This is a genomic window from Methylorubrum podarium, assembly GCF_040270385.1.
Lineage (GTDB): Bacteria > Pseudomonadota > Alphaproteobacteria > Rhizobiales > Beijerinckiaceae > Methylobacterium > Methylobacterium podarium.
Window position 1 is genome coordinate 46,045 of the sequence record NZ_JBELQE010000089.1, and the last position, 23,116, is coordinate 69,160.

Genomic DNA, 23,116 nt, shown 5'->3' on the forward strand with positions numbered 1-23,116 from the left:
CGATGCTGCTGCCCGAGACGTCCGCCCTTCCCCCCACCGACTCCAAGGAGGCCAGCGTGCCCGCGACGACTCTTCACGAGCTGATCCAGGCCGGCGCCGATGCGGCCACCGCCCTGTCGAGCCCCGGCGGCGTGCCGCTGACCTTCCAGGCCCTGCGCGCGCTGACCGACCGCACGGTCGCCGACCTCAACGCCCGCGGCGTCGGCCGCGGCGACCGGGTGGCGATCGTGCTGCCGAACGGCCCAGAGATGGCGTCGGCCTTCATCGCGGTGGCCGCCGGCACCACCTCGGCGCCGCTCAACCCGAGCTACAAGGCCGACGAGTTCGAGTTCTACATGAGCGACCTCGGCGCCAAGCTGCTGCTGGTCGCGGAGGGCTCCGATTCGCCTGCGATCGGCGTCGCGGAGAGGCTCGGCGTGTCGGTCGCCCGCCTGCGGCCGACGCCGGAGGAGGGCGCGGGCAGCTTCACGCTGCACTTCGCCGACGGCAGCGCCACCCCTGCCGAGACCGGCGGTCCGGCCAGCGCCGACGAGATCGCGCTGGTGCTGCACACCTCCGGCACGACCTCGCGGCCCAAGATCGTGCCGCTGACGCAGCGCAACGTCTGCGCCTCGGCGCGCAACATCCGCACCGCGCTCGCCTTCGGGCCCGAGGATCGCGGCCTCAACATCATGCCGCTGTTCCACATCCACGGCCTGATCGCCGGCATCCTCGCCCCGCTCTCCGCGGGCGGGCAGGTCTCCTGCACGCCGGGCTTCAACGCCCTGAAGTTCTTCGGCTGGATGGATGAGGTGAACCCCACTTGGTACACCGGCGTGCCGACCATGCATCAGGCGATCCTGGGCCGGGCCGCGCGCAACGCGGAGATCATCGCGCGCAATCCGCTGCGCTTCATCCGCTCCTCGTCCTCGTCGCTGCCGCCGCAGGTGATGAACGAGCTGGAGGAGACCTTCCGCGCGCCCGTGATCGAGGCCTACGGCATGACCGAGGCGGCGCACCAGATGGCGTCGAACCCGCTGCCGCCCAGGCCCCACTATGCCGGCTCGGTCGGCCTCGCGGCGGGTCCCGAGATCGCGGTGGTCGATCATGACGGCGAGCCGCTGCCCGCGGGCGAGACCGGCGAGATCGTCATCCGCGGCGACAACGTGATGAAGGGCTACGAGAACAACGACAAGGCCAATGCCGACGCCTTCACCAAGCAGGGCTGGTTCCGCACCGGCGACCAGGGCGTGCTGAGCCCCGAGGGCTACCTCTCGATCACCGGGCGCCTGAAGGAGATCATCAACCGCGGCGGCGAGAAGATTTCCCCGCGCGAGGTGGACGAGATCCTGATGGACCACCCGGCGGTGTCGCAATGCGTCACCTTCGCGGTGCCGCACGACAAGCTCGGCGAGGACGTCGCCGCCGCGATCGTGCTGCGCGAGGGCGCCGAGGCGATCGAGAAGGAGATCCGTGCCTTCGCCTCGGAGCGGCTCGCCGCCTTCAAGGTGCCGGCCAAGATTCTGATCCTCGACGAGATCCCCAAGGGGGCGACCGGCAAGCTCCAGCGCATCGGGCTGGCGCAGAAGCTTGGGCTGGTTTGAGGCGGGCGGTCCGGTCGCCGTCGCGGCGACGGGATCCGCTTCGCTGACGCTCGCCGCTAGTGTGGTTTGCTTTCGCTGCAACCGCGGCCCATAATATGGGTGAGGGCCCACAGGCGGCTACCTGTGGGCCCTCTTGTTGGACCTAGGTTAGAAGAACCCGAGCGTGATGGTCACAGACCATTCACCGCTCGGGTTTTTTGTGATCGTGATCCGCAGAAGCGGAATCATCAGCACATTGCTTACCCCCTTCCCGTCTGCCTACTCACGGACGGCGATCGGCTAAGTCGCCGTAAGCCCCGTAGCCGCAGGGTCGTCGTAACGGGAAGTTTGCATCCAACGCTCTCAATATGAGCGCCCTGGATGCAGGTGCAATCAAAACATTTATTGCAATTTGAATACTCGTCAGGGGTGTGCGGTGCGAGCGCTGCAGCTCGGCGGTCGAGCGGGCTCAGATAAGTCTCGACGGTGTCTTGTCAGCCATGCCGCCTATGATGACGCGGCAAAACACCGGACGTTCGACAGCAAAGAGGGCAGCGCACGAGGTGCCGCCCCCCATCCAGCCGAAGCGATCGAAATAAAGAATCAGTTCCGCGCGGCCATCATGTCGTGGGACAGCACGGTGAGCTTGCCGATCAGGCTCGCCACGTCGCCGTGGGCGCAGGACCATTGCGTGCCGATGGCGCTGCCGTCGTTCGAGACCGAGACCACGGCGACCGAGCGCAGCTTGCCCTCGCGGGCGAGCTTGAGCTGATCTTGAAGCACCTCGATGATCGAAGCGACGTTCTCGTCGGCGACCGCCTCGGTGGCGGCGGCGGGGAAGGGGACCACGGTGGCTTCGTTGAGGGCACGATCGAACTTGGACATTCAGGCAACTCGACGATGCTTGAGGGAGGTGCGGCCGAGAGGTCCGGCCTGGAGACGATCCACGAGGAAGGCGAGGCGATCGGGCAGGGCGCCGTCCGTGTCGACGGAGAGGCGCTTGCCGATTGCGGAGGCGACACCCTTGGTCACCCGGCTGACGATGGGCCGCTCAAGGCAGGCCGCCGTCTGCATTCGGTCCGTTCGGTTCGGGTCGGCGCTCGGATCAGCCATCGCTTCCTCGCTCTCGGACGTTTGCACGAGGCTGATCCTGCGCGCCGCATCACGTCATGAAAATGGCACCGGAGCGGTCACGCTTGCGCATTTCCCTGCCTGTGACGTGAAAGCGACAGTTCCGGCGGCCGGCCCGCGGCTCAGCGCGGATCCTTCCAGCCGGAGCGGACCGGCGCGGCGTTGCCGGTGCCGCCGGTGGTCATGGCGCGGGGCGCCTCGGTGCGGGCGGGCGCGGGCTCGGCCATGGCGGCGCGGCGCGGGGCGCGAACCTGCCGACGCAGGGCGGCGCGGCGCTTGCGGGCGGAGCGGGGACGCGCGCCGCTGTTCGAGCCGATGACGCCGCCGGCCACCGCACCCACCACGGCGCCGACCGGTCCGGCCACGAGCGCGCCGGCCACGGCCCCCGCGCCGACGCCCATCGCGGTCCGGTTCTCGGCCTGCGCCGGTGCCGACAATCCCGCGAGCAACGCGAGGCCGGCGCAGGCGCCGAGGCAGGTCTTTCGCATCCGTTCGTCCCTTCGAAAAGCAGTTCGGGGACGCCCTTGGCCTTCGATCTTGACGAAAGGTTGACCTGCACAAGGCAGATTGACTTGACGGCACCTTGGCCGTGCAAGGAGAACCGGCTGTCAAAGCCGCGCTTGTTCTTGCACAACCGCGCGCTCAACCCGGGTTGCAGGCCGCGAGCGGCCGGCGCAACCGAAGCACCAGCGGAACGATGGCGAGCGCCGTGGCGGCGGCAGCGAGGAGGCCGATGCCGGTGCCGGCCCGGTCGCCCAGCGCGCCGTAGGCGATCGGCGCGAGGCCGCCCGAACCGATCACCGCGGTGTAGAACTGCGCGAAGGCCCGGCCGACATCGCCCCGCGGCGCGAGGTCCGGCACGGTCCCGTAGAGCACCGAGGAGGTGCCGTTGAGGACGAGGCCGAGGACGGGCAGCAGGACCAGGGTCGGCCCGAGCGGCAGGACGAGGAGCGCCGCGATCCCCGCGGCGGTGGCCGTCTCGGTCGCGACGACGCAGGGCACGACGCCCAGGCGCGCCCCGAGCCAGCCGCACACGGCCTTGCCGAAGGCGCCGCCGGAAAAGACCAGGGCCAGGGCGAGCCCCGTGGTCGTGCCGGTGCCGCCCTTCGCCTCCAGCAGGAAGGGCAGGAACAGCAGGGTGCCCATCCGCGTGGCGGTGTCGAGGGCGCCGACCGTCATCAGCAGGGCGAAGCCCCGGCCCTCGCCGCCGATCCGGCCGGCCCGCGTCGGCGGCGCGGCCAGCGAGCCCCGCGGCAGGACGAGGGCGAGCGCCAGCGCCACGGCGAGCCCCACCCCCGCCATCAGCCCGGCGACCGGCCGCCACGCCAGCACGCCGAGGAGCAGCGCCACGGTGACCGGGAACAGCGCCTTCCCGAGATCGCCGGCGAAGTTGTAGATCCCGAGCGGCCCGCGCGCGGCGCCGCCATAGGCCTGCGCGACGAGGAGCGAGGCGCGGGGATGCTGGATGCTCGCGCCGATCCCGGCCAGGACCAGTCCGGCGCAGAGCCCGGCCAGGCTGCCGCTCAGCGCCATCACGCAGAAGCCCGCGGCGGCGACCACGGTCGAGACGGCGAGGCTCGCGCGGATCGGCCATCGCGCCGCCAGCCGGTCGGCGGGCATCTGCAGCCCGCCCATGGTGGCGTAGTAGAGGCTGCGCAGGACGGCGAGGCCGGCATAGCCGAGGCCGAACTCCGCCTGCCAGACCGGCAGCAGCACGTAGAGCAGGTCGGTGTAGCCGTCGTGCAGGGCGTGGGCGAGGCAGGCCCCGCCGAGGCTGCGCCGTGGAGCATCGGGGCGCACGCCGTCGCCGCGCATCGATCCGTCGAGTCGAACGGCCTGGTTCACACGAAAAATCCTCGCCAAACGCTTGCGCCGGGAGCCTAGACCCGTGAGCTTTGCGGGATGAGTGCCGCTCGATGCACGGGTTTCGTGCGGTTTCCTCACGGATGGGAGGAGGAATGCGCCGGTTGCCGCCGCTCCACGCGCTGCAGGTGTTCGAGGTCGCGGCACGGGCCGGCAGCTACGCCCAGGCCGGCCTCGAACTCGGGCTGACGCACGGGGCGGTGAGCCGTCAGGTCGCCGCGCTGGAGACGTGGCTCGGCCAGCGCCTGTTCGTGCGGGTCGGGCGGCGGATGGTGGCGACCCCGGCGGCCCGCGTCTTCGCCGAGGAGATCAGCCTGTCGTTCGACCGGCTCACGGCGGCGGCGGAAGCCTGCGGCCGGCCCCAGGCGCCGCGGGTCCTGCGGGTCAGCGCGCCCTCGACCTTCGCGATGCGCTGGCTGATCCCGCGCCTCGAAGGCTTCCACGCGGCCCGTCCCGGCACGGACGTCCGGGTCACCACCACGACGACGCTGCAGGACGCATTGCGCGGCGGGTTCGATCTCGCGGTCCGGCGCGGCCCCGAGCCCTGGCCGCAGCACCGTGCGGTGCCCTTCCTGACCGAGACCGACACCCTGGTGGCAAGCCCCGCCCTGTTGCGCGACAGGCCGCTCGAAACCTTGCGCGACCTCGAAGGCCACGTCCTCCTCGGCACCGAGACCCGTCCGGGGGACTGGACCGACTGGCTGGCGGCAGCCGGCGTGACCTTGCCCGGCGGCGTCCGCCGCCGGGTGTTCGACCATTTCTTCGTGACGCTCCAGGCCGTGGAGGATGGCGCCGGCCTCGGCATCGGGCCGTTCCCGGTCCTCGACCGGATGGTCGCGGCAGACCGGCTCGTCGCGCCCTTTCCGGAGATCCGGGTCGAGCGGGCGGCCTATTTCGCCCTGACGCCGTTCGACGCCGACAAGTCGCCCGCCCTCACCGCCTTCATCGATTGGCTGGTAGCGGAGGGCGCGCGGCCGGTCCCGACGAGGCCCCTCACAATTCCCCGGTGAGGAACTGCGCCCGGCCGTGCCCGAACGACCAATCCTCGTCGGTGTTCTCCACCGTCGAGACCATCACGTCGGCCGGGGCGATGCCGCAGGCCGCCTGAAGCTTTTCGGTGAGCAGCCGGTAGAACAGCTCCTTCTTCTCGCGACCGCGTGGCCGGGTGATCATCTGCACCACCACCACGTCCCGCGTGCGGGGAATGTCGAGGCCGGTATCCTCCACGATCATCCGCGACGGCTTGTGCTCGGTCACGATCTGGTAGCGGTCGCCCGGCGGCACCTGGAAGGCTTCGAGCATCGCCTCGTGCGCGGCGTCGAGCAGAGCCTTCAGCTCCGCGTCGCTGCGGCCCTCGATCAGGTCGAAACGCATCAGGGGCATGAATCACTCTCCAGAACTCGCGGCGGGGATGCGCCCCTGGCGGTCGCCGGGCGCCCGCGGTTAAGTAGCCTCGCTTCCGGCCGCTTCCAACCGATCGGGATTTTTCGTATTATGCATTCAAACGAGGGCAGGGAGCGGGGCGCGGCACCCCTCATCGGCCCCCAAGGAGGAGGTGAGACATGTCCGATCTACGGTTGCGCCGCAGCGTTCTCTACATGCCGGGATCGAACCCGCGCGCCCTCGAGAAGGCGAAGACGCTGCCCGCCGATTCGCTGATCCTCGATCTGGAGGACGCCGTTGCGATGGAGCAGAAGGAGCTCGCCCGCGAGCAGGTCTGCGCGGCGGTGATGGGCGGCGGCTACGGCCATCGCGAACTCGTGATCCGGGTGAACGCACCGCAGACGCCCTGGGGCGACGGTGACCTGCGCGCGGCGATCCAGGCCAAGCCCGACGCGATCCTGATGCCCAAGGTGTCGTCGCCGGCGGTGCTGGAGAGCGTGGCCGACGCGCTGGAAGCGCTCGACGCGCCCGAATCGATCGCCGTCTGGGCGATGATCGAGACGCCGGCCGCGATCCTCAACATTCACGAGATCGCCAAGGCGCGCCGCGACCGCCGCAACCGGCTGACCGGCTTCGTGCTCGGCACCAACGATCTGGCGAAGGACACCTGGGCGCAGCTGGTGCCCGGACGCGTGCCGATGCTGCCCTGGATGATGTTCACCCTGGCCGCGGCCCGCGCCGAGGGGCTGATCATCCTCGACGGCGTGTGGAACGACATCGCCGATCCGGAAGGGTGCCGCGAGGAGTGCCGGCAGGCGCGCGACCTCGGCTTCGACGGCAAGACGCTGATCCACCCCAACCAGATCGAGCCCGCCAACACCTCGTTCGCCCCGACGGAGGAGGAGGTGCGCCGCGCCCGCCTCGTGATCGAGGCGTTCAACCTGCCGGAGAACGCCAAGCGTGCGGCGATCAAGGTCGAGGGCCGCATGTACGAGCGCCAGCACATCGACATGGCCCGCCGCGCCGTGGTCTGGTCCGAGACCATCGCCGCCCGCGACGCCGCCTCCGCGTCCTGAACGCGAAACGGCCGCGCCCGGGAGGGCGCGGCCGTGCCGTCATGAGAGGCCGTGACGGCGGAAGGGCTTACCAGCCGTAGCCGTACCCGTAGGCCGGGCCGCCCCAGGAGTAGCCGCCATAGGCGCGACGCGGGGCGTAGTAGCCGTCGTCGTAGTAGCCGACGCTGCGGTAGCCGTAAGCGGGACGGCCGTAGCCGTACCCATAGCCGTAGCCGGCGACCGGACGGGCATAGCCGTAATCGTAGCCGTAGCCGCCGTAACCGTAGCTGTTCGAGGCGGCCGCGCCGAGCAGCGCGCCGGCCGCGAGACCACCGACGACGCCGGCCGCGATCGCGCCGCCGCCGCCGCGGCCACGCCAGCGGGCTTCGGCATCGGTCGAGGACAGGGCGCCCACGCCGAGCACGGCCACGGCGGACAGAATCGCAAGCTTCTTCATCAAGTCTCTCCGAAAGAGGTGGATCGCCGATCCATTGGCACCCCAACGAGCACGTGCTGGATTCGGTTCACTCTCGATGTGCCGAAGCTCACGTTGCATCCTGTCGCATGAACGTTGGTGCAAGCGCCCGTTCATCCAATTGTCAGGATCGCGCGGCTGCACCATGCATGGGTTTGACTGCGGCTCAGCGCCGATCTGAACTTGGCCGTATCGCCGCCGTCGCGCTCAGCGCCGCCCGCCGACCTCGTCGAGATGTTGCAGAAGCATGGCGGGGTCGTCGTAGACCCTGACGGCCCCCGAACGCTCCAGCTCTTCCGTGCCGTATCCGCCGGACAGCAGGCCGACCCCGAGCCCGCGGCAGCGGCGGGCCGCCAGCATGTCCCAGATCGAGTCGCCGACGATCACCGCGTGCTCGATCGGCGCCTTCAGCCGTTCGGCGGCGGCGAGGAACAGGTCGGGATCGGGCTTGGCGTATTTCACGAGGTCGCGCGTCACCACCGGCACCTGATCGGGATCGACGCCGAGGGCGACGAGGTTGTGGCCCGCGGTCTCCATCCGCCCGCTGGTGGCGATGGCCCAGGGGATGCCGTTGTCGGTGAGCGTCGCGAGCAGCTCCTTGGCGCCCGGCAGCGGCACGACGCCCTTCGAGAGCCGGCCATAGGCTTCCGCGTGCAGCCGCCGCAGCCGGTCGATCCGCTCCGGATCGATGTCGAGCCCGGTCTCGCGCAGCAGCTGGTTGGTGAAGAGCCCGCCGCTCATCCCGATCTTGCGGTGGATGCGCCAGACCGAGAGCGGGATCCCCTCCGCGTCGAGCGCCTCCTTCCAGGCGAGCACGTGCTGGTAGACGCTGTCGACCAGCGTGCCGTCGAGGTCGAACAGGAAGACGGTTTCGATGCGCATGGGGGCTCCTGCGGTCTCCGTGATGGAAGGGGCTCGGCCGACGATGCGTTCCCGCGACGCGCCTCCGGCGCTTCATGCCGGTGCCGGGCCGGGATGCATTGCCCGCCTCATTCGGACGGTCACGACTGATCTTCTCCGTTCAAGGATCGTCGTGGTCGGAGTGGAAATCAGGTGGACGGCATGGCATCATTTGATGACATGCCGTGTGGTCCGGAAAAAGCTGTCTTCGTACTCGAAGCGCTCGATGTCGCGCTGTGGTGTCCCGTTCTCGCGGCGAAGTTCGCGGTTGCCCGTCTCGACGACCTGCGGGCGATCCTCGGCGAGGTATGCGCCGCGGATCCCGGCCTCGCCCGGTGCTGCCCGTTGAACCTGCTCGGCAGGCCCGAGGCGCTGACCACGGTGCGGTGATCGCGACGAGACGCCGGCATCCAGAGCCAAATCGGCGGACAGAGGCGTCCGGATTGGCCTAGCCCGCGCGCGGTGTGATACCGGCTGGGCGCGAAAAAATGCTGTTCACCCATCTCGCCGACGACCTCTTCCGCCCGCTGGCCTCGCCGAGCCGCGCCTTCAACGCGGCCCTGCTGCTGCACCTGCACGCGCGCGTGTTCGGCGACGCCGCCGAGCCCCTGCGCAAGAGCGAGCTTCTGGCGGCGATCGGCGATTTCTCCGTCGGCTGGAGCCAGGCCGAGATCGCCGACGACGAGGCCACCCCCGTCGATCCGATCGAGCGGCGCTCGGCGGTGTTCCGGCGGCTGATCGAGGCGGGGTGGCTGGTGGAGCGGCGCGAGCGCTACGTGCCGGTGGTCGATTTCGACCCCGACGCGCGGCTCCTGATCGAGGAACTCGCCCGGATCGAGCGCGGCGAGACCCGCTCCTACGGCGGCGCGGTGCTGGAGGTGCTGAGCGCGCTGGAGAGCGCCATCGCCAGCCCCGGCGACCGCTCGGAGGCCCTGCGCAACGCGGCGAAAGCCTCGCGCACCTTCCTCGGCCACCTGCGCGGGCTGGCCGGGGCGATGCGCAAGCTCGAAGAGCGAATCCTGCGCGAGCCCGATCTCAGCGCGGCCTTCCGGCTCTATTTCGAGGAATTCGTCGAGCGCCACCTCGTCTCCGACTACCGGACGCTGCACACCCGCTTCAATCCGTTCCGCTTCCGCTCGGGCATCGTGCGGGAAGCAGGCCGCGCCTTGCGCGATCCGCTGACGCTCAGGGCGCTGGCCGACGGCAACCTGCGCGAGGGCCGCGCCGCCGACCTCGCGGCGGCCGAGCGGATGGTGCGCACCGACCTCGTCGAGATCCTCTCGATCTTCGAGGGGCTCGACCCGCATCTCGACGCGGTATCCGAGGTGGTGACGCGGCTGGAGCGCCGCATCTCGGCGGCGTTGCGCTACCGCGACCCGCGCGATTCCGCCCGGATCGAGCGGGCGGCGGCGGCGCTGCGCGCGGTCGGCGCCGGCGAGGACGACCTCGCCGGCCTGCCCCTGCCGCAGATCTCGCTGCTGCGTCCGCCGATCGGCCCGCCGCAGCTCACCAACCCGCGCATGCCGCGCCGGATCATCGAGTACGAGCCGCTGCCGGAGATCGACGTCGATCCGGCGATCGAGGCGTTCATCGCCGCCAAGGACGAATTCCGCCGCCGCATCACCGTGACGCCGGAGCGCATCGTCGCCTATCTCGATGCCCGGCTCGCCCAGGTGACGGCTCTGCGCGGATCGGACATCGCGGTCGACGACGTCGACGCCTTCGTGGTGTTCCAGCGCCTGCGCGAGATCGACGTGCTGTTCGACGGCGTGCTGCGCAGCCGCTACCGTGTCGCCCGGATCGAGGGCCGCGTCTCGAACGGCTGGCTCGACTGCCCGGACTTCACGATCGAGCGCGTTCGGGCCCCCGCCGCCCGGCGCGGAGCCGGCAAAGCAGGCTGAACGGACAAGACGATGCTCGAACCTTTCCGCGCGATCCTCGACGGCGAGGAGCCGCCCCCGCCCGGCAGCTCGGCGCCGAGCGAGGAGGAACTGATCCGCGCGCTTCAGGTGATGCTGAAGAGCCAGTGCATCTACGCCGCGAGCACCGGCATCGGCCGCTCCTACGAACTCGCCCGGCACTACGCGCCGTTCTTCCGCGACTATTTCGCTTGCCTCGGCTACCGTTTCGAGGTCGCCCACCGCGACCAGATGGTGTTTCTAGGTCTGCCGCCGGACGGCGTGCGCCACGACGCGCAGGGGGAGCGGCTGCGCAAGGACGAGACCCTGGTGCTGCTGTCGCTCCGGCTGGCCTACGAGGAGGGCCTTCGCGATCACCGCGTCTCCACCGACGGCACGGTGGAATGCACCACCGACGACATCGCCGACGCGATCCGCTCCGCCGCCCGGACCGAGCCGCCGGACGAGGCGCGCCTGATCGAGATCCTGCGCCTGTTCGCCCGCAAGGGGGCGCTGCGTCTCGGCGAGCGCGACCGGGCCGAGCGGGTGACGCCGCTGATGGTGATGCCGGGCATCACCGTGCTCTCGCCGGATGCCTGGATGGATCAGGTCCGCGCTTGGGCCTCCGCCGGGGAGGGGAGGGGCGTCTGAGACCGAATGGCGATGAGCCCGGCTCATCGCCGTTCGCCCACGCGAATGCGTGGCGGCGGTCGTCCGCTGGGCGCGTTGATCCCGACCGAGGGCGGGATCAAGGCACGCCGATGTGGGGCGAAGCCTCTTCCTGGGCCCAGGGCGCGGTGGAAAAGGCCCGTTCGAGAAAGGCGATCAGCGCCGAGACCCGCGCCGGCCGCGGCAGGCCCGGCGGCATCACCAGGTTGAGGGCGATCGGCGGCGGCTGCCAGTCCGGCATCACCCGCTCCAGCCGGCCCGATTTCAGATCCTCCCAGATCGTGAAGTCCGGCTGCACCGCCAGCCCGAGCCCGGCGCGCAGCGCTGGCGCCAGGGCGTCGGCGTTGTTGGCCCGTAGCGGACCCTCGGGAACGATGGTGACCGTCTCGCCGGCGGCGTTGGTGAAGGGCCATCGGTCCGGCGTCGGCAGGTAGGCGTAGCCGAGGCAGGCGCGGCCGGTCAGATCCTCCGGATGCTGCGGCGGCCCGTGCCGTTCGAGATAGGCGGGCGTCGCCACGAGCGAGCGCCGCACGCCGCAGAGCCGCCGCACCCGGAGCGAGGAATCGGGCAGCGCGGCGATCCGCAGGCCGAGGTCGAACCCGCCGCCGACGAGATCGACCAGCGCGTCGGACAGGTGCAGATCGACCGAGACCTCGCGGTGCGCGGCGAGGAATTCCGGCAGGACCGGCGCGAGATGGGCGACGCCGAAGGACATCGGTGCCGCGAGCCGCACCCGGCCCCGCGGCACGCCGTTGGCGTCCAGCGCCCGCGCCTCCGCCGCCTCGCCCGCGGCGAGCAGCCCCGCCGCATCCTCCCGCGCCGAGCGCCCGGCTTCCGTCAGCGCCAGGCGGCGGGAGGTGCGGTGGAACAGGCGCGCCCCGAGCCGGGTCTCCAGCCGCGCCACCGCCTTCGAGACGGTCGCCTTCGACAGCCCGAGCTCCTCCGCCGCGCGGGCGAAGGAGAGGGCGTCGGCCACCACCGCGAACACGGCCCAGGCTTCGAAATCGGGGAGCTTTGCCATAGATCAAATCCGGAAACGATGCGTTTCAATCGTTTCCGTTTTCATCGGATGAGGCAAGGGCCAGATTGCGCTCACACCGATCGCGGCCCGGACCGGACGACGTCCCCGCGGCGATCCTTCGAGACAGGAGATCCGCACCATGAGCGCGCACGGCATCCACCACGTCACGGCCTTCGCGAGCGACACCGCCCGCACCATCGACTTCTACACCCGCGTGCTCGGCCTGCGGCTCGTGAAGAAGACGGTCAACTTCGACGATCCGGGCACCTACCACCTCTATTTCGGCGACGAGGCGGGCAATCCCGGCACGATCCTCACCTTCTTCCCGATCGCCCAGGCCGCCCCCGGCCGGGTCGGCATCGGGCAGGTATCGGAGACGGCCTTCCGCGTGCCGCGCTCGGCCATCGGCGACTGGACGCACCGCCTCGTCTCGCTGAACGTCGCCCACGAGGCGCCGGTGAGCGTCTTCGGCGAGACGGTGCTGCGCTTCCGCGATCCCGACGGGATGCCCCTTGCGCTCGTCGGCGTCGAGGGGGCGGAGGCCGAGCCGGCCTGGGCGGCCGAGGGGATCGCGCCGGAGACCGCGATCCGGGGCTTCCACGGCGTCACCCTGCTCCTGCGCGGGGCGGAGGCGACCGCGGCGATCCTCACCGATGCGCTCGGCTTCGAGGAGGCGGCCCGCGAGGGCAGCCAGATCCGGCTGAGCAGCGGGGCGGGCTTGGGCGGCTTCGTGACGCTCCGCGCGGTCGGCGACTTCCTGCCCGGCCGGCAGGGGGCGGGCTCGGTGCACCACATCGCCTTCCGCGCCGCCGACGACGCGGTGCAGGCGGCGATGACGGAGCGGCTGAGCGACCGGCACGGGCTCTCCGTCACCGAGCAGCGCGACCGGCAGTATTTCCGGTCGGTCTATTTCCGCGAGCCCGGCGGCGTCCTGTTCGAGATCGCCACCGACGCGCCCGGCTTCGCCATCGACGAGCCGGCGGCGGAACTCGGGACCGGGCTGAAGCTGCCGCCCTTCCTCGAGCCGCACCGCGACCGGATCGAGGCGGTGCTGCCGAAGGTCGCCTGACCCCGCCACGCCCCCGCGGCCGTCCGAATCCCCTCGGGCGGCCGCCCCCTTCTCAGACGGAATGGAGACAGCCATGACGAACGGCGTCACCTTCGACTTCGTCCACCGCTTCGAGCCCGGCACCGACGCGGGCGCGCCGCCGCTCCTGCTGCTGCACGGCACCGGCGGCGACGAGACCGACCTGCTTCCCCTCGGCCGCGCGCTCTCGCCCGGCTCCGCGCTGCTCTCGCCGCGCGGGCCGGTTCTGGAGAACGGCATGCCGCGCTTCTTCCGCCGGCTCGCGGAGGGCGTGTTCGACGAGGCGGATGTCCGTCGCCGGGCGGGCGACCTCGCCGCCTTCGTCGCGCAGGCGCGGGCCGCCTACGGTCTCGCCGCGCCGGTGGCGGTCGGCTTCTCGAACGGGGCCAACATCGCCGCCGCGACCCTGCTCCTGCACCCGCAGGCGCTGGCGGGGGCGGTGCTGCTGCGGGCGATGGTGCCGCTCGCCGAGATGCCGCGGGCGGACCTCGCCGGCCGCCCGGTGCTGCTGCTCTCGGGCGCCCTCGATCCGATCGTGCCCGCCGACAACGCCGAGCGGCTCGCAGCAAATCTCGGGCAGGCCGGCGCGGCGGTGACCCACACGGTCAACCCGGCCGGGCACGGCCTGTCGCAGGCCGATCTCGCCGCCGCGGGGGCTTGGCTCGCCAGGAATTTTGGTGGCTAAGCGCTTGTCGCGGAACGGCTGCTCCGGACCGGCGGCGGTCGGGCTTTTCGGCGAGAGAGGACGAGACGTGGCGGGGGTGAGCGCCCCCGTCACGCCGCCTGTCCCGATGCCTCCACCGGCTCGTGCAGATGCAGCAGCCAGGTCTCGCCCTCGACCGGCATGCCGAAGGCGGTGTGGGTCGCGGTCTCGACGCAGGCGAAGCCGTGGCGGGCATAGATCCGTCGGGCGCCTTCCAGAACCGTATGGGTCCACAGCGTGAGGCGGGCATAGCCCGTCTCGCGGGCGAAGCCGATGCAGGTCTCGACCAGTGCGTCGCCGATGCCGCGGCGGCAGGCGAAGGGCTCGACATAGAGGAGCCGCAGCCGCGCGACGCCGTCGCCTTCATCGGTGAGGAAGACGGAGCCCGCCATCACGCCGTCGATCTCCGCCACCCAGCACTGCTCGCGTCCCGGCTTGAAATCCCGAAGGAAATTGGTGGTGGCCTCGCCCTCGACGATCTCCAGGCCGCGGCCCCAGCCGTGGCTCTGGGCGTAGAGCATCGACTGGCGGGCCGCGATCAGGCCCATATCGCCGGTGCGGAACGGTCGGATCGCGAAGCGTGACGCCGTCTCGGGCTGCAGCAGCAGGCGCACCCGTGCCATCGCTTCGGCCAAATCACGCCGCTGGACCGCGTCGAATTCGCCGATGAGGCCAGCCACGGACGCGCGCTGCCGTCCATCCACCTCCTTGAAGGCGCTGCGTCCGGCTTTGGTCAGTCGAATCGGCCGGACGCGGGCATCCGCGCCGCGGGCGCGGGTGATCCAGCCTCGCTGCTCGAAGCGGGTGAGGATCCGGCTGACGAAGCCCGCATCCATGCCGAGCCTCGCCTGCACCGCCCGCGCGGTCACGGCCCCCTCCGCCGGGTCGTGCGTCGCGATCTCGAACAGCAGGCGCGCTTCCGGCAGCGTCAGGTCGCAGCCGAGGAATTGCTCGTCGAGTGCGCCGACGATCCCCGTGAAGAACCGGTTGAAGCGGCGGAATGCGGCGATTGTCTCTTCCATGGCGTCAACGTCGCCATGAAAGTTGACGGAGTCAACTAGTTTGATGGGCCGGGCGAGTCGGTGTCGCCACGGGACGGAAACCACCGCGAGAACGCGGCAAGTGAGTGTTAGTGTCTCTCACAAAACGCCCGCTGCGCCGTCGTGGTCGAAGGGAAACGACGGTGACCGGGAGTTTGGTGAGGCTTAAGCCCGACGGAATTCGTCGCATGCGCGCTCGACGGCTTCCGGGTACGTTGCTGCACGAACCTGTATTCTGAAGCGAGGAGGCTCGTCCTTGTCCGGCCCCCTCCTCAAGGTGACCGGTCCGTTAACGATGTCGTTCGATAACCGGGAACCTGCAAAGTCAGCCTAGTTTTACGCCATGCGCGCCTTTGCGCGCGCTCCGACGAGAGGGTAGCCTGAGGAGAGATCTCGACGAGAAGGCTGTCAGGTGCCGAGCCGGCAGATCAGGATCATGATCCAGTGCTAGCGATTTTATTGCTCGTGGTCGCCGGTGTACTGATCGGCCTCTTCTACCACTGGGGAATGCTTGCCGTCGCGAGTTTCGTTGTTGTCGTTGTGCGGGTCATCTATCAATTTCACAGCGGCCATTTCACTGTTGCCGACATGCTGATGATGGCCGCCTCCCTCTGCGCCCTGCAGGGAGGTTATATTTTCGGAGGCTACATCGCCTACAAGAAGAGTATCTGAACCGGCCTCACACCCAGATGATGCTGCCGCTCAGCCATGATGCCGTGCCCCACAGGACAATGGAAGCGACAACAAACAGGATCCCGTAAGTCAGGCGAGGACGGCGGGCGGACATCTCGACATTCAATGTTCTGGGCGGACGGAGGGAAGCTCTCGTCGTATGGCACGGATCGTTTTGCGTTTGTGTCAAAATCGATGGTCTTCGCCCGCGGCAAACTACGCATGTGACCGTGAAAAGACAGTAATCGAACGGCCTTCGTAAACTTGTCGTTGAGGAGGGGCCGAGGCAGTTGTTCGGCGCGTCAGACCCAGATCGGCAACGTGTCGGTTCTGGTCTCGGATTGCCGCCGTTTCGTCAAATCACGGGTCGGTGATTGCTGGCTCCCCGCCATCGGTCCGCACAGCGGGCGCCTCACCGGTGATTCCGGCAGCCTCGCGTCGTGCCGATCGAGGCGTGACCCGCCGCCTCGGGCGATCCCGCCCTTGCATGCGTCGGGCGCAGCGTCCATTGCGCTGTCACTCGTTCCACCTCGGGGAAAAGCGGCCGGGCCGGTGTATCGCCTCACCGACATCGCGATCTCGAACTGGTACCTCATCCGGCGCGAGCAGATCCGGATCCGGGGCGCGGCGGCGCTCGTCGGTCCGACCGGGGCGGGCAAATCGACGATCTTCGACGCGGTCGGCACCGTGCTCGCGGGCAACAACGCGAGCCGGCTGGCGCTGAACGCCTCCGCCTCGGGCCGCAGCGCCCGCACCGTGCGCGACTATTGCCTCGGCTGGATCAGCGACCCGGCCGAGGGCGGGCGCCCGACGCGGGAGGCCTGCGAGACCCTCATCGCCCTGGTCTTCGAGAACCCCGCGAGCGGGCGCGTGGTCACCGTGGGGCTGGCGCTCGCCGCCCGTTCCGAGGAGCCGAAGGAGGAGACGCTCTCGCGCTTCGTCGCGATCGGCCACCGCTTCGAGATCGCCGACTACGTCCGCGAGACGGAGGAGGGCAGCTTCGTCGCCCCCTGGGCCGAGGTCGCCGCGGATCTCCGCCGCCGGGCCGACAGCTTCGAGGAGTTCCGCACCTCCGGCGAGCGCTTCACCGCCGCCGTGCTGGCCACCCTGCGCGAGGGTGCGGCCACCCCCGATCCGCGCCAGTTCCTGCGCACCTTCTCCAACGCGGTGGCGTTCAAGCCGATCTTCGACACCAGCGCCTTCGTCCGCAGCTTCGTGCTGGAGGCCGAGCCGCTCGACGTTGCCCGCATCCGCCAGTCGATCGAGACGTGGCGGCGGCTCCTGGAGACGATCGAGGAGCTGGAGAAGCGCCTCGCCCACCTCTCGCGCATCTGCGAGCGCTACGAGGCCTGGGCGCGGGCGAGCCTCACCGCCGCGCTGGACGAGATGCGCGCCGCCGGCGCGGACCTGCGCCGCCGCATCCTCGACCACGCCGAGGCCCGGCGGCTCCTCGCGGAGACGTCGGAACGCCTGCGCATCGCCCGCGAGAGCGTGGCGACGAGCCAGGGCTTCGTGCGCGAGATCGATTCCGAGATCGCCGCCCGCAAGGCGCTGATCGTCGGCAGCGCGGCGGAGGCGCGGCTCGCCGCCTCGCATGCCGGCCTCGCCGTGGTTGCCCGCGACCGGCGCGACCTGACGAACCGCCTCGCGGCCATCGTCGGCCTCGTGCAGGAGGCCGGCCGCCTCAGCGCGATCGGCGGCCCCTTGCGCCGGATCGATCTTCAGGCGGCGCGCATCGTCGAGGCCTGCGCCCGCTCGGGGCTGCGCCGCGAGGCGCCGCCGGAGGACATTTTAAGGGTCGATGGGCCGCTCAAAGCTCTGCTGGACGGCCTCGCGAACATGCCCGACGTGGCCGGCGCCCTGGAGGAGGAGGCGGAAGACCTCGCCCTCAAGGCCCGCGAGCGCGAGAACGAGGTCCGCGGCCTCGACGCGCAGGTGAATGCCGGCCGCTCCTCCGCCGCGCGCCTGTCCTCCGACACGGAGGCGTTTCGCGAGGAACTGGGGCGGCTCGGGATCGAGGCGGCGCCGATCTGCGAGCTCGCCGAGATCGTCGATCCGAAATGGGGCCCGGCGCTCGAAGGGCTGCTGGGCCGTGCCCGCGAGGCCCTGGTGGTCGAGCCCGACCGGCTCGACCGCGCCTTCGCGCTCCTCGAAGCGCGAAAGAATCAGTTCTTCCGCTGCCTGCTGGTGAAGACCACCGACACGGCGCGGCGCGCGGCCCGGCGCTTCGACGACGGGCCGATGGGCCTGATCGAGACCGACAGCGACCACGCGGAAGCCTTCCTCGCCGCGAGGCTCGGCGGCTACGACCTCGCGCCCGACGACGCGGCGCTGCGCAGCATGAGCCGGGCGGTGGCGCCGAGCGGGCGCTCGACCGCGGGCATGGCCTATTCGGTGGTGCGCCCCGTGCCGCTGATGATGACCCGCGGCCAGCGCGGCCCGACCGCCGAGACCCGCCGCCGCCTCGACGAGGCGCGCGAGGAGGCGCGGATCCTGCGGGCCGAGGCCACGGTGATGCGCGAGGCCGCCCGCATCGCGAGCCTGCTGCGGGGCCGGCTCGCCGAGGCGCCGGTCGATCTTGAGGCCCTGCGCGCCGAGGCCGACGCCATCGAGGGCCGCCGCCGGAGCCTGGCCACCGAGCAGGAGACGGTCGCCCGCGCCGATGCCGGCGTGATCGAGGCGGAGCTGAAGGAGCTTCAGAAGGAGCGCTCCGCCTACCTCACCGAACTCGTTCAGGTGCTGGAGCCGAAGCGCGACGCCCTGCTCGCCGAGGAGGCGGGGCTGAAGGCTCGCGTGGGGCAGGGACGGGAGGCGACGCGGGCCGCGCTTCTGGCCTACCGCACCGCGCTCCGGCGCTGGACCACCGGCGACACGGTGCGCATCCGCCTCACCGGCACCGTGCCCGCCGACGTGCCGGGCACGGTGGCCGGCATCGCGCAGGCCCGGGCCGACCGGGCGGCGCTGGAGACCAAGGCGCTGGCCGCCCTCGCTTCGCAGGCCCGCGCCTCCGCCCGCGAGGCCGCCGACAGCGTGCGCAACCAGGGCCGCGCCGCCGAGCGCGACCTCGCCGAGTACTGCGCCGCGTGGCGCGTCGAGAACCCGCTGGGCTCGGGCGAGCAGCCGGCCTCCTTCGGCTACGCCTGGGCGGTGCGCGAGCGCGACGAGGTGGCCGGGCACGAGCTGCGCCGCTACCGCGACCAGTCGCTGCGCGCCGAGGCCGAGATGCGCCGCCTGATGACCGAGGATCTGCTGACCCGGCTCGCCGACAAGTTCGAGCGGATGCGCGCCCGGCTCGACGCCCTCAACGAGCGCCTCGCCTCGCAGACCTTCACGGGTCAGACCTACGCCTTCGAGGCGGAGGTGGACCGGCGCTACGCCGCCGTCCACGCGCTGGCCACCGAGGTCGCCCGCTCCCCCGACGCGGCGCAGGCGGTGCTGCCGAGCCCGGAGGACGGCGCCGACAAGAGCCCGCTCGCGGCCGCGCTCGCCGAGATCACCGCGCTGATCGAGGGCGAGGAGAGCGCGGCGCGGCTCGCCGACTACCGCAACTACTTCGTCTACGAGATCGGCATGCGCGACCGGGCGGGCAACCGCACCACCCTGTCGAGCCGGGCCCTGCGCGGTTCGGGCGGCGAGGCGCAGGCGCCGTTCTACGTGGCGATCGCCGCCTCCATGGCCTCGGCCTACTATCCCGGCGACCGTCCCGGCGACGAGACGCCGGGCCTCGGGCTCTGCCTGCTGGACGAAGCCTTCTCCAAGCTCGACGTGCGCAACAGCCAGTCGCTGGTCGACCTCTTCCGCGCCTGGGGCCTGCAGCTCCTGATCGCCGCGCCGGAGGACAAGCGCACGACCCTGACCGAGGTGATGGACACCGTCGTCACCGTCTACAAGAGCCCCGATCTCGCCTCGGTCCGAATCGAGGCGGAGCACCCGCTCGAGACCGCCAAGCGGGCGCTCGCCGAAATCAACCCGGAGCGGCGCGGGATCGAGGCGTTTCGCCTCACGGATGCGGCCGAATAGCGGTGATCCGGCCGGGCATTAGCTTGGCCGCAGAAGAGCGGCCCGTTCACCGAACTTTATCCTCTCCGGGCATTGACGGCGCCGACCCTCACGCGTAGAAGCGCGCCACTCCGGTGGATCGAGAGTCGCTTTCGGGTCGAAGCCAGGGGCTTCGGCGACCGTCGTCAGACCGATACCGGCATCACACCCTGACGTACTCGTCAGATCAGCGGGTAAGAACGCGTCGTCTCCGGCGTGATCCTCTGCCTCACCATCGCCAAAGGCCCTGATCGGCCTCTGGCGCTATTCGTTTTGCCGCAGGTTCGCCTGCGGACCGACCGCTCCGCAAGGGGCTTCGACAGGTTTCAGGCGGTGGCCGCCCCGCGCGGCCGGATGAAGAGGGCACAGGATGCCGACGATCAACCAGCTGATCGCCCAGCCGCGCAAGGCGCAGAAGGCGCGCAACAAGGTGCCGGCGCTCAACGCCTGCCCGCAGAAGCGCGGCGTCTGCACGCGCGTCTACACCACGACCCCGAAGAAGCCGAACTCAGCTCTGCGTAAGGTCGCCAAGGTGCGCCTGACCAACGGCTTCGAGGTGATCGGCTACATCCCCGGCGAGGGCCACAACCTTCAGGAGCACTCCGTGGTCATGATCCGCGGCGGCCGCGTGAAGGACCTTCCGGGCGTGCGCTACCACATCCTGCGCGGCGTGCTCGACACGCAGGGCGTCAAGAACCGCAAGCAGCGTCGCTCGAAGTACGGCGCCAAGCGTCCGAAGTAAGACCCGCGTCCGAAGTCATTTTCTTCGGACGGCCATTTCCACGGCCTCACAAGGATGTCGCCGGCTCTTCGCTCAAGGCGGCCTGCGTGAGGTGCTTAAAGCCAATTTTTCGAGAGTCTGAACCATGTCCCGTCGTCACTCTGCCGAGAAGCGCGAGATCATCCCGGACGCCAAGTACGGCGACATTGTCCTCACCAAGTTCATGAACTCCATCATGTACGAGGGCAAGAAGTCGACCGCCGAGCGGATCGTCTACGGCGCCTTCGACCTCGTCGAGAGCCGCGCCCGCGCCAACCCGATCGAGGTCTTCCGCGCCGCGCTCGACAACGTCGCCCCGGCGATCGAGGTCCGCTCCCGCCGCGTCGGCGGCGCGACCTACCAGGTCCCCGTCGAGGTCCGCACCGAGCGCCGCCAGGCTCTCGCGATCCGCTGGCTGATCCAGGCCGCCCGCGGCCGCAACGACCGCACCATGGTCGAGCGCCTCTCCGCCGAGCTGCTCGATGCCGCCAACAACCGCGGCAACGCCGTCAAGAAGCGCGAAGACACTCACCGGATGGCCGAGGCCAACCGCGCCTTCTCGCACTACCGCTGGTAATTCGTCCGTAGAGCGCGGCCACCGGGCCGCGCTCCGAGCCCGCTTTCTCCCGGAGAGACCCCGATGCCCCGCACGCACGCGATCGAGGACTACCGCAACTTCGGCATCATGGCCCACATCGATGCCGGCAAGACCACGACGACCGAGCGGATCCTGTACTACACCGGCAAGTCCCATAAGATCGGCGAGGTCCATGAGGGCGCCGCCACGATGGACTGGATGGAGCAGGAGCAGGAGCGTGGCATCACGATCACCTCGGCTGCGACCACCTGCTTCTGGCGCGACAAGCGCCTGAACATCATCGACACCCCCGGCCACGTCGACTTCACCATCGAGGTGGAGCGCTCGCTCCGCGTGCTCGACGGCGCCGTCTGCGTGCTCGACGGCAACCAGGGCGTCGAGCCCCAGACCGAGACCGTGTGGCGTCAGGCCGACAAGTACGACGTGCCGCGCGTCGTGTTCGTCAACAAGATGGACAAGATCGGCGCCGACTTCTTCAAGTGCGTCGCCGACATCATCGGCCGCGTCGCCGGCAAGCCGGTCTGCCTGCAGCTGCCGATCGGCGCCGAGTCGAACTTCAAGGGCGTGATCGACCTCATCAAGATGAAGGCGATCGTCTGGTCGGGCGAGGCGCTGGGCGCCAACTTCTCCGAGGAGGAGATCCCGGCCGAGCTCAAGGATCAGGCGGTCGAGTACCGCACCAAGCTGGTCGAGGCCTGCGTCGAGCTCGATGACGACGCCATGACCGCCTATCTCGACGGCGTGGAGCCGGACGAGGATGGCCTGCGCCGCCTCGTGCGTCGCGCGGTGCAGCTGCGCGCCTTCCACCCGGTGCTCTGCGGCTCGGCCTTCAAGAACAAGGGCGTGCAGCCCCTCCTCGACGCGGTCGTGGACTACCTGCCGTCCCCGATCGATCGCGGCGCGGTCGACGGCCTCGACTTCAAGACCGAGGAGCCGGTCAAGCGCGAGCCGTCGGACGAAGATCCCTTCTCCATGCTCGCCTTCAAGATCATGGACGACCCCCACGTCGGCACGATCACCTTCTGCCGCGTCTACTCGGGCAAGGTCGAGTCGGGCACCAGCGTGCTGAACTCCTCGCGCGACAAGAAGGAGCGCGTCGGCCGCATGCTGCTGATGCACGCCAACAACCGCGAGGACATCAAGGAGGCCTATGCCGGCGACATCGTCGCCCTGGCCGGCCTCAAGGATACCCGCACCGGCGACACCCTGTGCGACCAGAACAAGGCCGTCATCCTCGAGAAGATGGAGTTCCCCGAGCCCGTCATCGAGATCGCCGTCGAGCCGAAGTCGAAGGCCGACCAGGAGAAGCTCGGCATCGCGCTCTCGAAGCTCGCCGCCGAGGACCCGTCCTTCCGCGTCTCCACGGACCAGGAGTCGGGCCAGACCATCCTCAAGGGGATGGGCGAGCTCCACCTCGACATCAAGGTCGATATCCTGCGCCGCACCTACAAGGTCGATGCCAATATCGGCCAGCCGCAGGTCGCCTACCGTGAGAAGCTGACCCGCCGTCAGGAGATCGACTACACCCACAAGAAGCAGACCGGCGGTACCGGTCAGTTCGCCCGGGTGAAGTTCGTGGTCGAGCCGAACGAGCCGGGCGCCGGCTTCTCGTTCGAGTCGAAGATCGTCGGCGGCGCGGTGCCGAAGGAGTACATCCCCGGCGTCGAGAAGGGCCTCAACTCGGTCCTCGGCGCGGGCGTGCTCGCCGGCTTCCCCGTGGTCGACGTGAAGGTGGAGCTGATCGACGGCGCCTACCACGACGTCGACTCCTCGGCGCTCGCCTTCGAGATCGCCTCCCGCGCCGCCTTCCGCGAGGCGCTGCAGAAGGGCGGCTCGGTCCTGCTCGAGCCGGTGATGAAGGTCGAGGTCGTGAGCCCGGAAGAGTATACCGGCTCGGTGATCGGCGATCTCAACTCCCGCCGCGGCCAGATCCAGGGCCAGGACATGCGGGGCAACGCCAACGTCATCAACGCGATGGTGCCGCTGGCCAACATGTTCGGCTACGTGAACCAGCTGCGCTCCTTCAGCCAAGGCCGCGCCAACTTCACGATGCAGTTCGACCATTACGAGGAAGTGCCGCGCGGCGAGGCCGACAAGGTCATCGCCAAGTACGCGTAAAGCTTCTTCGACCCACGACACTGACGATTAGGAGGCCCAGATGGGTAAGGAAAAGTTCTCCCGTACCAAGCCGCACTGCAACATCGGCACGATCGGGCACGTCGATCACGGCAAGACGTCGCTGACGGCGGCGATCACCAAGG

Annotated in this window: 23 protein-coding genes; 14 read left to right on the plus strand and 9 right to left on the minus strand. The window is 70.1% G+C overall.

Features of this window, described 5'->3' with window-relative positions:
• Positions 1 to 2: 2 nt before the first annotated feature.
• A complete protein-coding gene (locus ABS772_RS17350) occupies positions 3 to 1,583 on the plus strand; it encodes an acyl--CoA ligase (RefSeq protein WP_350396045.1) in 1,581 nt (526 codons plus the stop codon).
• Positions 1,584 to 2,165: 582 nt separating this feature from the next.
• Here ABS772_RS17350 and ABS772_RS17355 read toward each other — a convergent pair.
• The 4 genes from ABS772_RS17355 to ABS772_RS17370 form a co-directional block, all read right to left on the minus strand.
• Complete coding sequence (locus ABS772_RS17355; protein WP_238258391.1) at positions 2,166 to 2,447, minus strand: hypothetical protein; 282 nt, start codon at positions 2,445 to 2,447, stop codon at positions 2,166 to 2,168.
• Positions 2,448 to 2,675 carry a hypothetical protein gene (locus ABS772_RS17360; protein ID WP_350396047.1) on the minus strand — a complete coding sequence of 76 codons (228 nt, stop codon included), beginning with the start codon at positions 2,673 to 2,675 and terminating at the stop codon, positions 2,448 to 2,450. It abuts the gene before it with no gap.
• 140 nt (positions 2,676 to 2,815) lie between these two features.
• Entirely contained in the window at positions 2,816 to 3,181 is a 366-nt protein-coding gene (locus ABS772_RS17365; protein ID WP_350396048.1) for a hypothetical protein, read from the minus strand.
• 154 nt (positions 3,182 to 3,335) lie between these two features.
• Positions 3,336 to 4,538, minus strand: a complete 1,203-nt coding sequence (locus tag ABS772_RS17370; RefSeq protein WP_350396049.1) for an MFS transporter — start codon at positions 4,536 to 4,538, stop codon at positions 3,336 to 3,338.
• A gap of 113 nt (positions 4,539 to 4,651) precedes the next feature.
• Here ABS772_RS17370 and ABS772_RS17375 point away from each other — a divergent pair, with 113 nt between their 5' ends.
• Complete coding sequence (locus tag ABS772_RS17375; protein WP_350396050.1) at positions 4,652 to 5,566, plus strand: LysR substrate-binding domain-containing protein; 915 nt, start codon at positions 4,652 to 4,654, stop codon at positions 5,564 to 5,566.
• On the opposite strand, the gene ABS772_RS17380 is transcribed toward ABS772_RS17375, so the two are convergent.
• A complete protein-coding gene (locus tag ABS772_RS17380; RefSeq protein ID WP_009864586.1) occupies positions 5,550 to 5,939 on the minus strand; it encodes a tautomerase family protein in 390 nt (129 codons plus the stop codon). The two genes, ABS772_RS17375 and ABS772_RS17380, sit on opposite strands and share 17 nt — an antisense overlap.
• Before the next feature lie 179 nt (positions 5,940 to 6,118).
• On the opposite strand from ABS772_RS17380, the gene ABS772_RS17385 reads away from it, so the two are divergent.
• Positions 6,119 to 7,015: an HpcH/HpaI aldolase/citrate lyase family protein gene (locus ABS772_RS17385; RefSeq protein WP_238254702.1), complete on the plus strand. Its 897-nt coding sequence runs from the start codon at positions 6,119 to 6,121 to the stop codon at positions 7,013 to 7,015.
• A 67-nt stretch (positions 7,016 to 7,082) separates the two neighbouring features.
• On the opposite strand, the gene ABS772_RS17390 is transcribed toward ABS772_RS17385, so the two are convergent.
• Positions 7,083 to 7,451, minus strand: a complete 369-nt coding sequence (locus tag ABS772_RS17390) for a hypothetical protein (RefSeq protein WP_238254701.1) — start codon at positions 7,449 to 7,451, stop codon at positions 7,083 to 7,085.
• A 225-nt stretch (positions 7,452 to 7,676) separates the two neighbouring features.
• Positions 7,677 to 8,351: an HAD family hydrolase gene (locus ABS772_RS17395; RefSeq protein ID WP_238254700.1), complete on the minus strand. Its 675-nt coding sequence runs from the start codon at positions 8,349 to 8,351 to the stop codon at positions 7,677 to 7,679.
• Positions 8,352 to 8,522: 171 nt separating this feature from the next.
• Between ABS772_RS17395 and ABS772_RS17400 the strand changes: the two genes are divergently transcribed.
• From ABS772_RS17400 to ABS772_RS17410, 3 genes are all read left to right on the plus strand, one after another.
• The gene (locus ABS772_RS17400; protein ID WP_350396052.1) at positions 8,523 to 8,759 is read left to right on the plus strand and encodes a hypothetical protein; all 237 of its coding nucleotides are present in this window, start codon (positions 8,523 to 8,525) and stop codon (positions 8,757 to 8,759) included.
• A 98-nt stretch (positions 8,760 to 8,857) separates the two neighbouring features.
• Positions 8,858 to 10,270, plus strand: a complete 1,413-nt coding sequence (locus ABS772_RS17405; protein ID WP_350396053.1) for a Wadjet anti-phage system protein JetA family protein — start codon at positions 8,858 to 8,860, stop codon at positions 10,268 to 10,270.
• 12 nt (positions 10,271 to 10,282) lie between these two features.
• On the plus strand, positions 10,283 to 10,918 hold the full coding sequence (locus tag ABS772_RS17410; protein WP_238254697.1) for a DUF4194 domain-containing protein: 636 nt from the start codon (positions 10,283 to 10,285) through the stop codon (positions 10,916 to 10,918).
• A 97-nt stretch (positions 10,919 to 11,015) separates the two neighbouring features.
• Here ABS772_RS17410 and ABS772_RS17415 read toward each other — a convergent pair whose 3' ends face one another.
• Positions 11,016 to 11,957 (minus strand): LysR family transcriptional regulator, encoded by a 942-nt coding sequence (locus ABS772_RS17415; RefSeq protein WP_350396054.1) that lies wholly within the window; start codon positions 11,955 to 11,957, stop codon positions 11,016 to 11,018.
• Positions 11,958 to 12,096: 139 nt separating this feature from the next.
• Here ABS772_RS17415 and ABS772_RS17420 point away from each other — a divergent pair, with 139 nt between their 5' ends.
• Both ABS772_RS17420 and ABS772_RS17425 read left to right on the plus strand, forming a co-directional pair.
• Positions 12,097 to 13,026: a ring-cleaving dioxygenase gene (locus tag ABS772_RS17420; protein ID WP_350396055.1), complete on the plus strand. Its 930-nt coding sequence runs from the start codon at positions 12,097 to 12,099 to the stop codon at positions 13,024 to 13,026.
• 73 nt (positions 13,027 to 13,099) lie between these two features.
• Positions 13,100 to 13,729: an alpha/beta hydrolase gene (locus tag ABS772_RS17425; RefSeq protein WP_350396056.1), complete on the plus strand. Its 630-nt coding sequence runs from the start codon at positions 13,100 to 13,102 to the stop codon at positions 13,727 to 13,729.
• Between the two features lie 89 nt (positions 13,730 to 13,818).
• On the opposite strand, the gene ABS772_RS17430 is transcribed toward ABS772_RS17425, so the two are convergent.
• Positions 13,819 to 14,769: a bifunctional helix-turn-helix transcriptional regulator/GNAT family N-acetyltransferase gene (locus ABS772_RS17430; protein ID WP_350396057.1), complete on the minus strand. Its 951-nt coding sequence runs from the start codon at positions 14,767 to 14,769 to the stop codon at positions 13,819 to 13,821.
• 462 nt (positions 14,770 to 15,231) lie between these two features.
• On the opposite strand from ABS772_RS17430, the gene ABS772_RS17435 reads away from it, so the two are divergent.
• From ABS772_RS17435 to ABS772_RS17460, 6 genes are all read left to right on the plus strand, one after another.
• Positions 15,232 to 15,459: a hypothetical protein gene (locus ABS772_RS17435; RefSeq protein WP_350396058.1), complete on the plus strand. Its 228-nt coding sequence runs from the start codon at positions 15,232 to 15,234 to the stop codon at positions 15,457 to 15,459.
• Between the two features lie 552 nt (positions 15,460 to 16,011).
• A complete protein-coding gene (locus ABS772_RS17440) occupies positions 16,012 to 19,479 on the plus strand; it encodes an SbcC/MukB-like Walker B domain-containing protein (protein WP_350396060.1) in 3,468 nt (1,155 codons plus the stop codon).
• A gap of 388 nt (positions 19,480 to 19,867) precedes the next feature.
• The gene (rpsL, locus tag ABS772_RS17445; protein ID WP_004447775.1) at positions 19,868 to 20,239 is read left to right on the plus strand and encodes a 30S ribosomal protein S12; all 372 of its coding nucleotides are present in this window, start codon (positions 19,868 to 19,870) and stop codon (positions 20,237 to 20,239) included.
• Positions 20,240 to 20,363: 124 nt separating this feature from the next.
• Positions 20,364 to 20,834: a 30S ribosomal protein S7 gene (gene rpsG / locus ABS772_RS17450; protein ID WP_017485508.1), complete on the plus strand. Its 471-nt coding sequence runs from the start codon at positions 20,364 to 20,366 to the stop codon at positions 20,832 to 20,834.
• Positions 20,835 to 20,897: 63 nt separating this feature from the next.
• A complete protein-coding gene (gene fusA / locus ABS772_RS17455; protein WP_238254382.1) occupies positions 20,898 to 22,973 on the plus strand; it encodes an elongation factor G in 2,076 nt (691 codons plus the stop codon).
• A gap of 40 nt (positions 22,974 to 23,013) precedes the next feature.
• Positions 23,014 to 23,116, plus strand: a 103-nt coding sequence (locus ABS772_RS17460) for a GTP-binding protein (protein WP_350396064.1), incomplete at its 3' end; no start/stop codon positions are given.

What these genes read in the sequence shown, in the direction of transcription:
- ABS772_RS17410 (WP_238254697.1), top strand. Translation starts at nt 10,283, where the DNA reads ATGCTCGAACCTTTCCGCGCGATCCTCGACGGCGAGGAGCCGCCCCCG.
- ABS772_RS17425 (WP_350396056.1), top strand. Translation starts at nt 13,100, where the DNA reads ATGACGAACGGCGTCACCTTCGACTTCGTCCACCGCTTCGAGCCCGGC.
- ABS772_RS17365 (WP_350396048.1), bottom strand. Translation starts at nt 3,181, where the DNA reads ATGCGAAAGACCTGCCTCGGCGCCTGCGCCGGCCTCGCGTTGCTCGCG.
- rpsL (WP_004447775.1), top strand. Translation starts at nt 19,868, where the DNA reads ATGCCGACGATCAACCAGCTGATCGCCCAGCCGCGCAAGGCGCAGAAG.
- ABS772_RS17375 (WP_350396050.1), top strand. Translation starts at nt 4,652, where the DNA reads ATGCGCCGGTTGCCGCCGCTCCACGCGCTGCAGGTGTTCGAGGTCGCG.
- ABS772_RS17390 (WP_238254701.1), bottom strand. Translation starts at nt 7,451, where the DNA reads ATGAAGAAGCTTGCGATTCTGTCCGCCGTGGCCGTGCTCGGCGTGGGC.
- ABS772_RS17430 (WP_350396057.1), bottom strand. Translation starts at nt 14,769, where the DNA reads ATGGAAGAGACAATCGCCGCATTCCGCCGCTTCAACCGGTTCTTCACG.
- ABS772_RS17405 (WP_350396053.1), top strand. Translation starts at nt 8,858, where the DNA reads ATGCTGTTCACCCATCTCGCCGACGACCTCTTCCGCCCGCTGGCCTCG.
- ABS772_RS17395 (WP_238254700.1), bottom strand. Translation starts at nt 8,351, where the DNA reads ATGCGCATCGAAACCGTCTTCCTGTTCGACCTCGACGGCACGCTGGTC.
- ABS772_RS17360 (WP_350396047.1), bottom strand. Translation starts at nt 2,675, where the DNA reads ATGGCTGATCCGAGCGCCGACCCGAACCGAACGGACCGAATGCAGACG.
- ABS772_RS17420 (WP_350396055.1), top strand. Translation starts at nt 12,097, where the DNA reads ATGAGCGCGCACGGCATCCACCACGTCACGGCCTTCGCGAGCGACACC.
- rpsG (WP_017485508.1), top strand. Translation starts at nt 20,364, where the DNA reads ATGTCCCGTCGTCACTCTGCCGAGAAGCGCGAGATCATCCCGGACGCC.
- ABS772_RS17380 (WP_009864586.1), bottom strand. Translation starts at nt 5,939, where the DNA reads ATGCCCCTGATGCGTTTCGACCTGATCGAGGGCCGCAGCGACGCGGAG.
- ABS772_RS17415 (WP_350396054.1), bottom strand. Translation starts at nt 11,957, where the DNA reads ATGGCAAAGCTCCCCGATTTCGAAGCCTGGGCCGTGTTCGCGGTGGTG.
- fusA (WP_238254382.1), top strand. Translation starts at nt 20,898, where the DNA reads ATGCCCCGCACGCACGCGATCGAGGACTACCGCAACTTCGGCATCATG.
- ABS772_RS17355 (WP_238258391.1), bottom strand. Translation starts at nt 2,447, where the DNA reads ATGTCCAAGTTCGATCGTGCCCTCAACGAAGCCACCGTGGTCCCCTTC.
- ABS772_RS17350 (WP_350396045.1), top strand. Translation starts at nt 3, where the DNA reads ATGCTGCTGCCCGAGACGTCCGCCCTTCCCCCCACCGACTCCAAGGAG.
- ABS772_RS17385 (WP_238254702.1), top strand. Translation starts at nt 6,119, where the DNA reads ATGTCCGATCTACGGTTGCGCCGCAGCGTTCTCTACATGCCGGGATCG.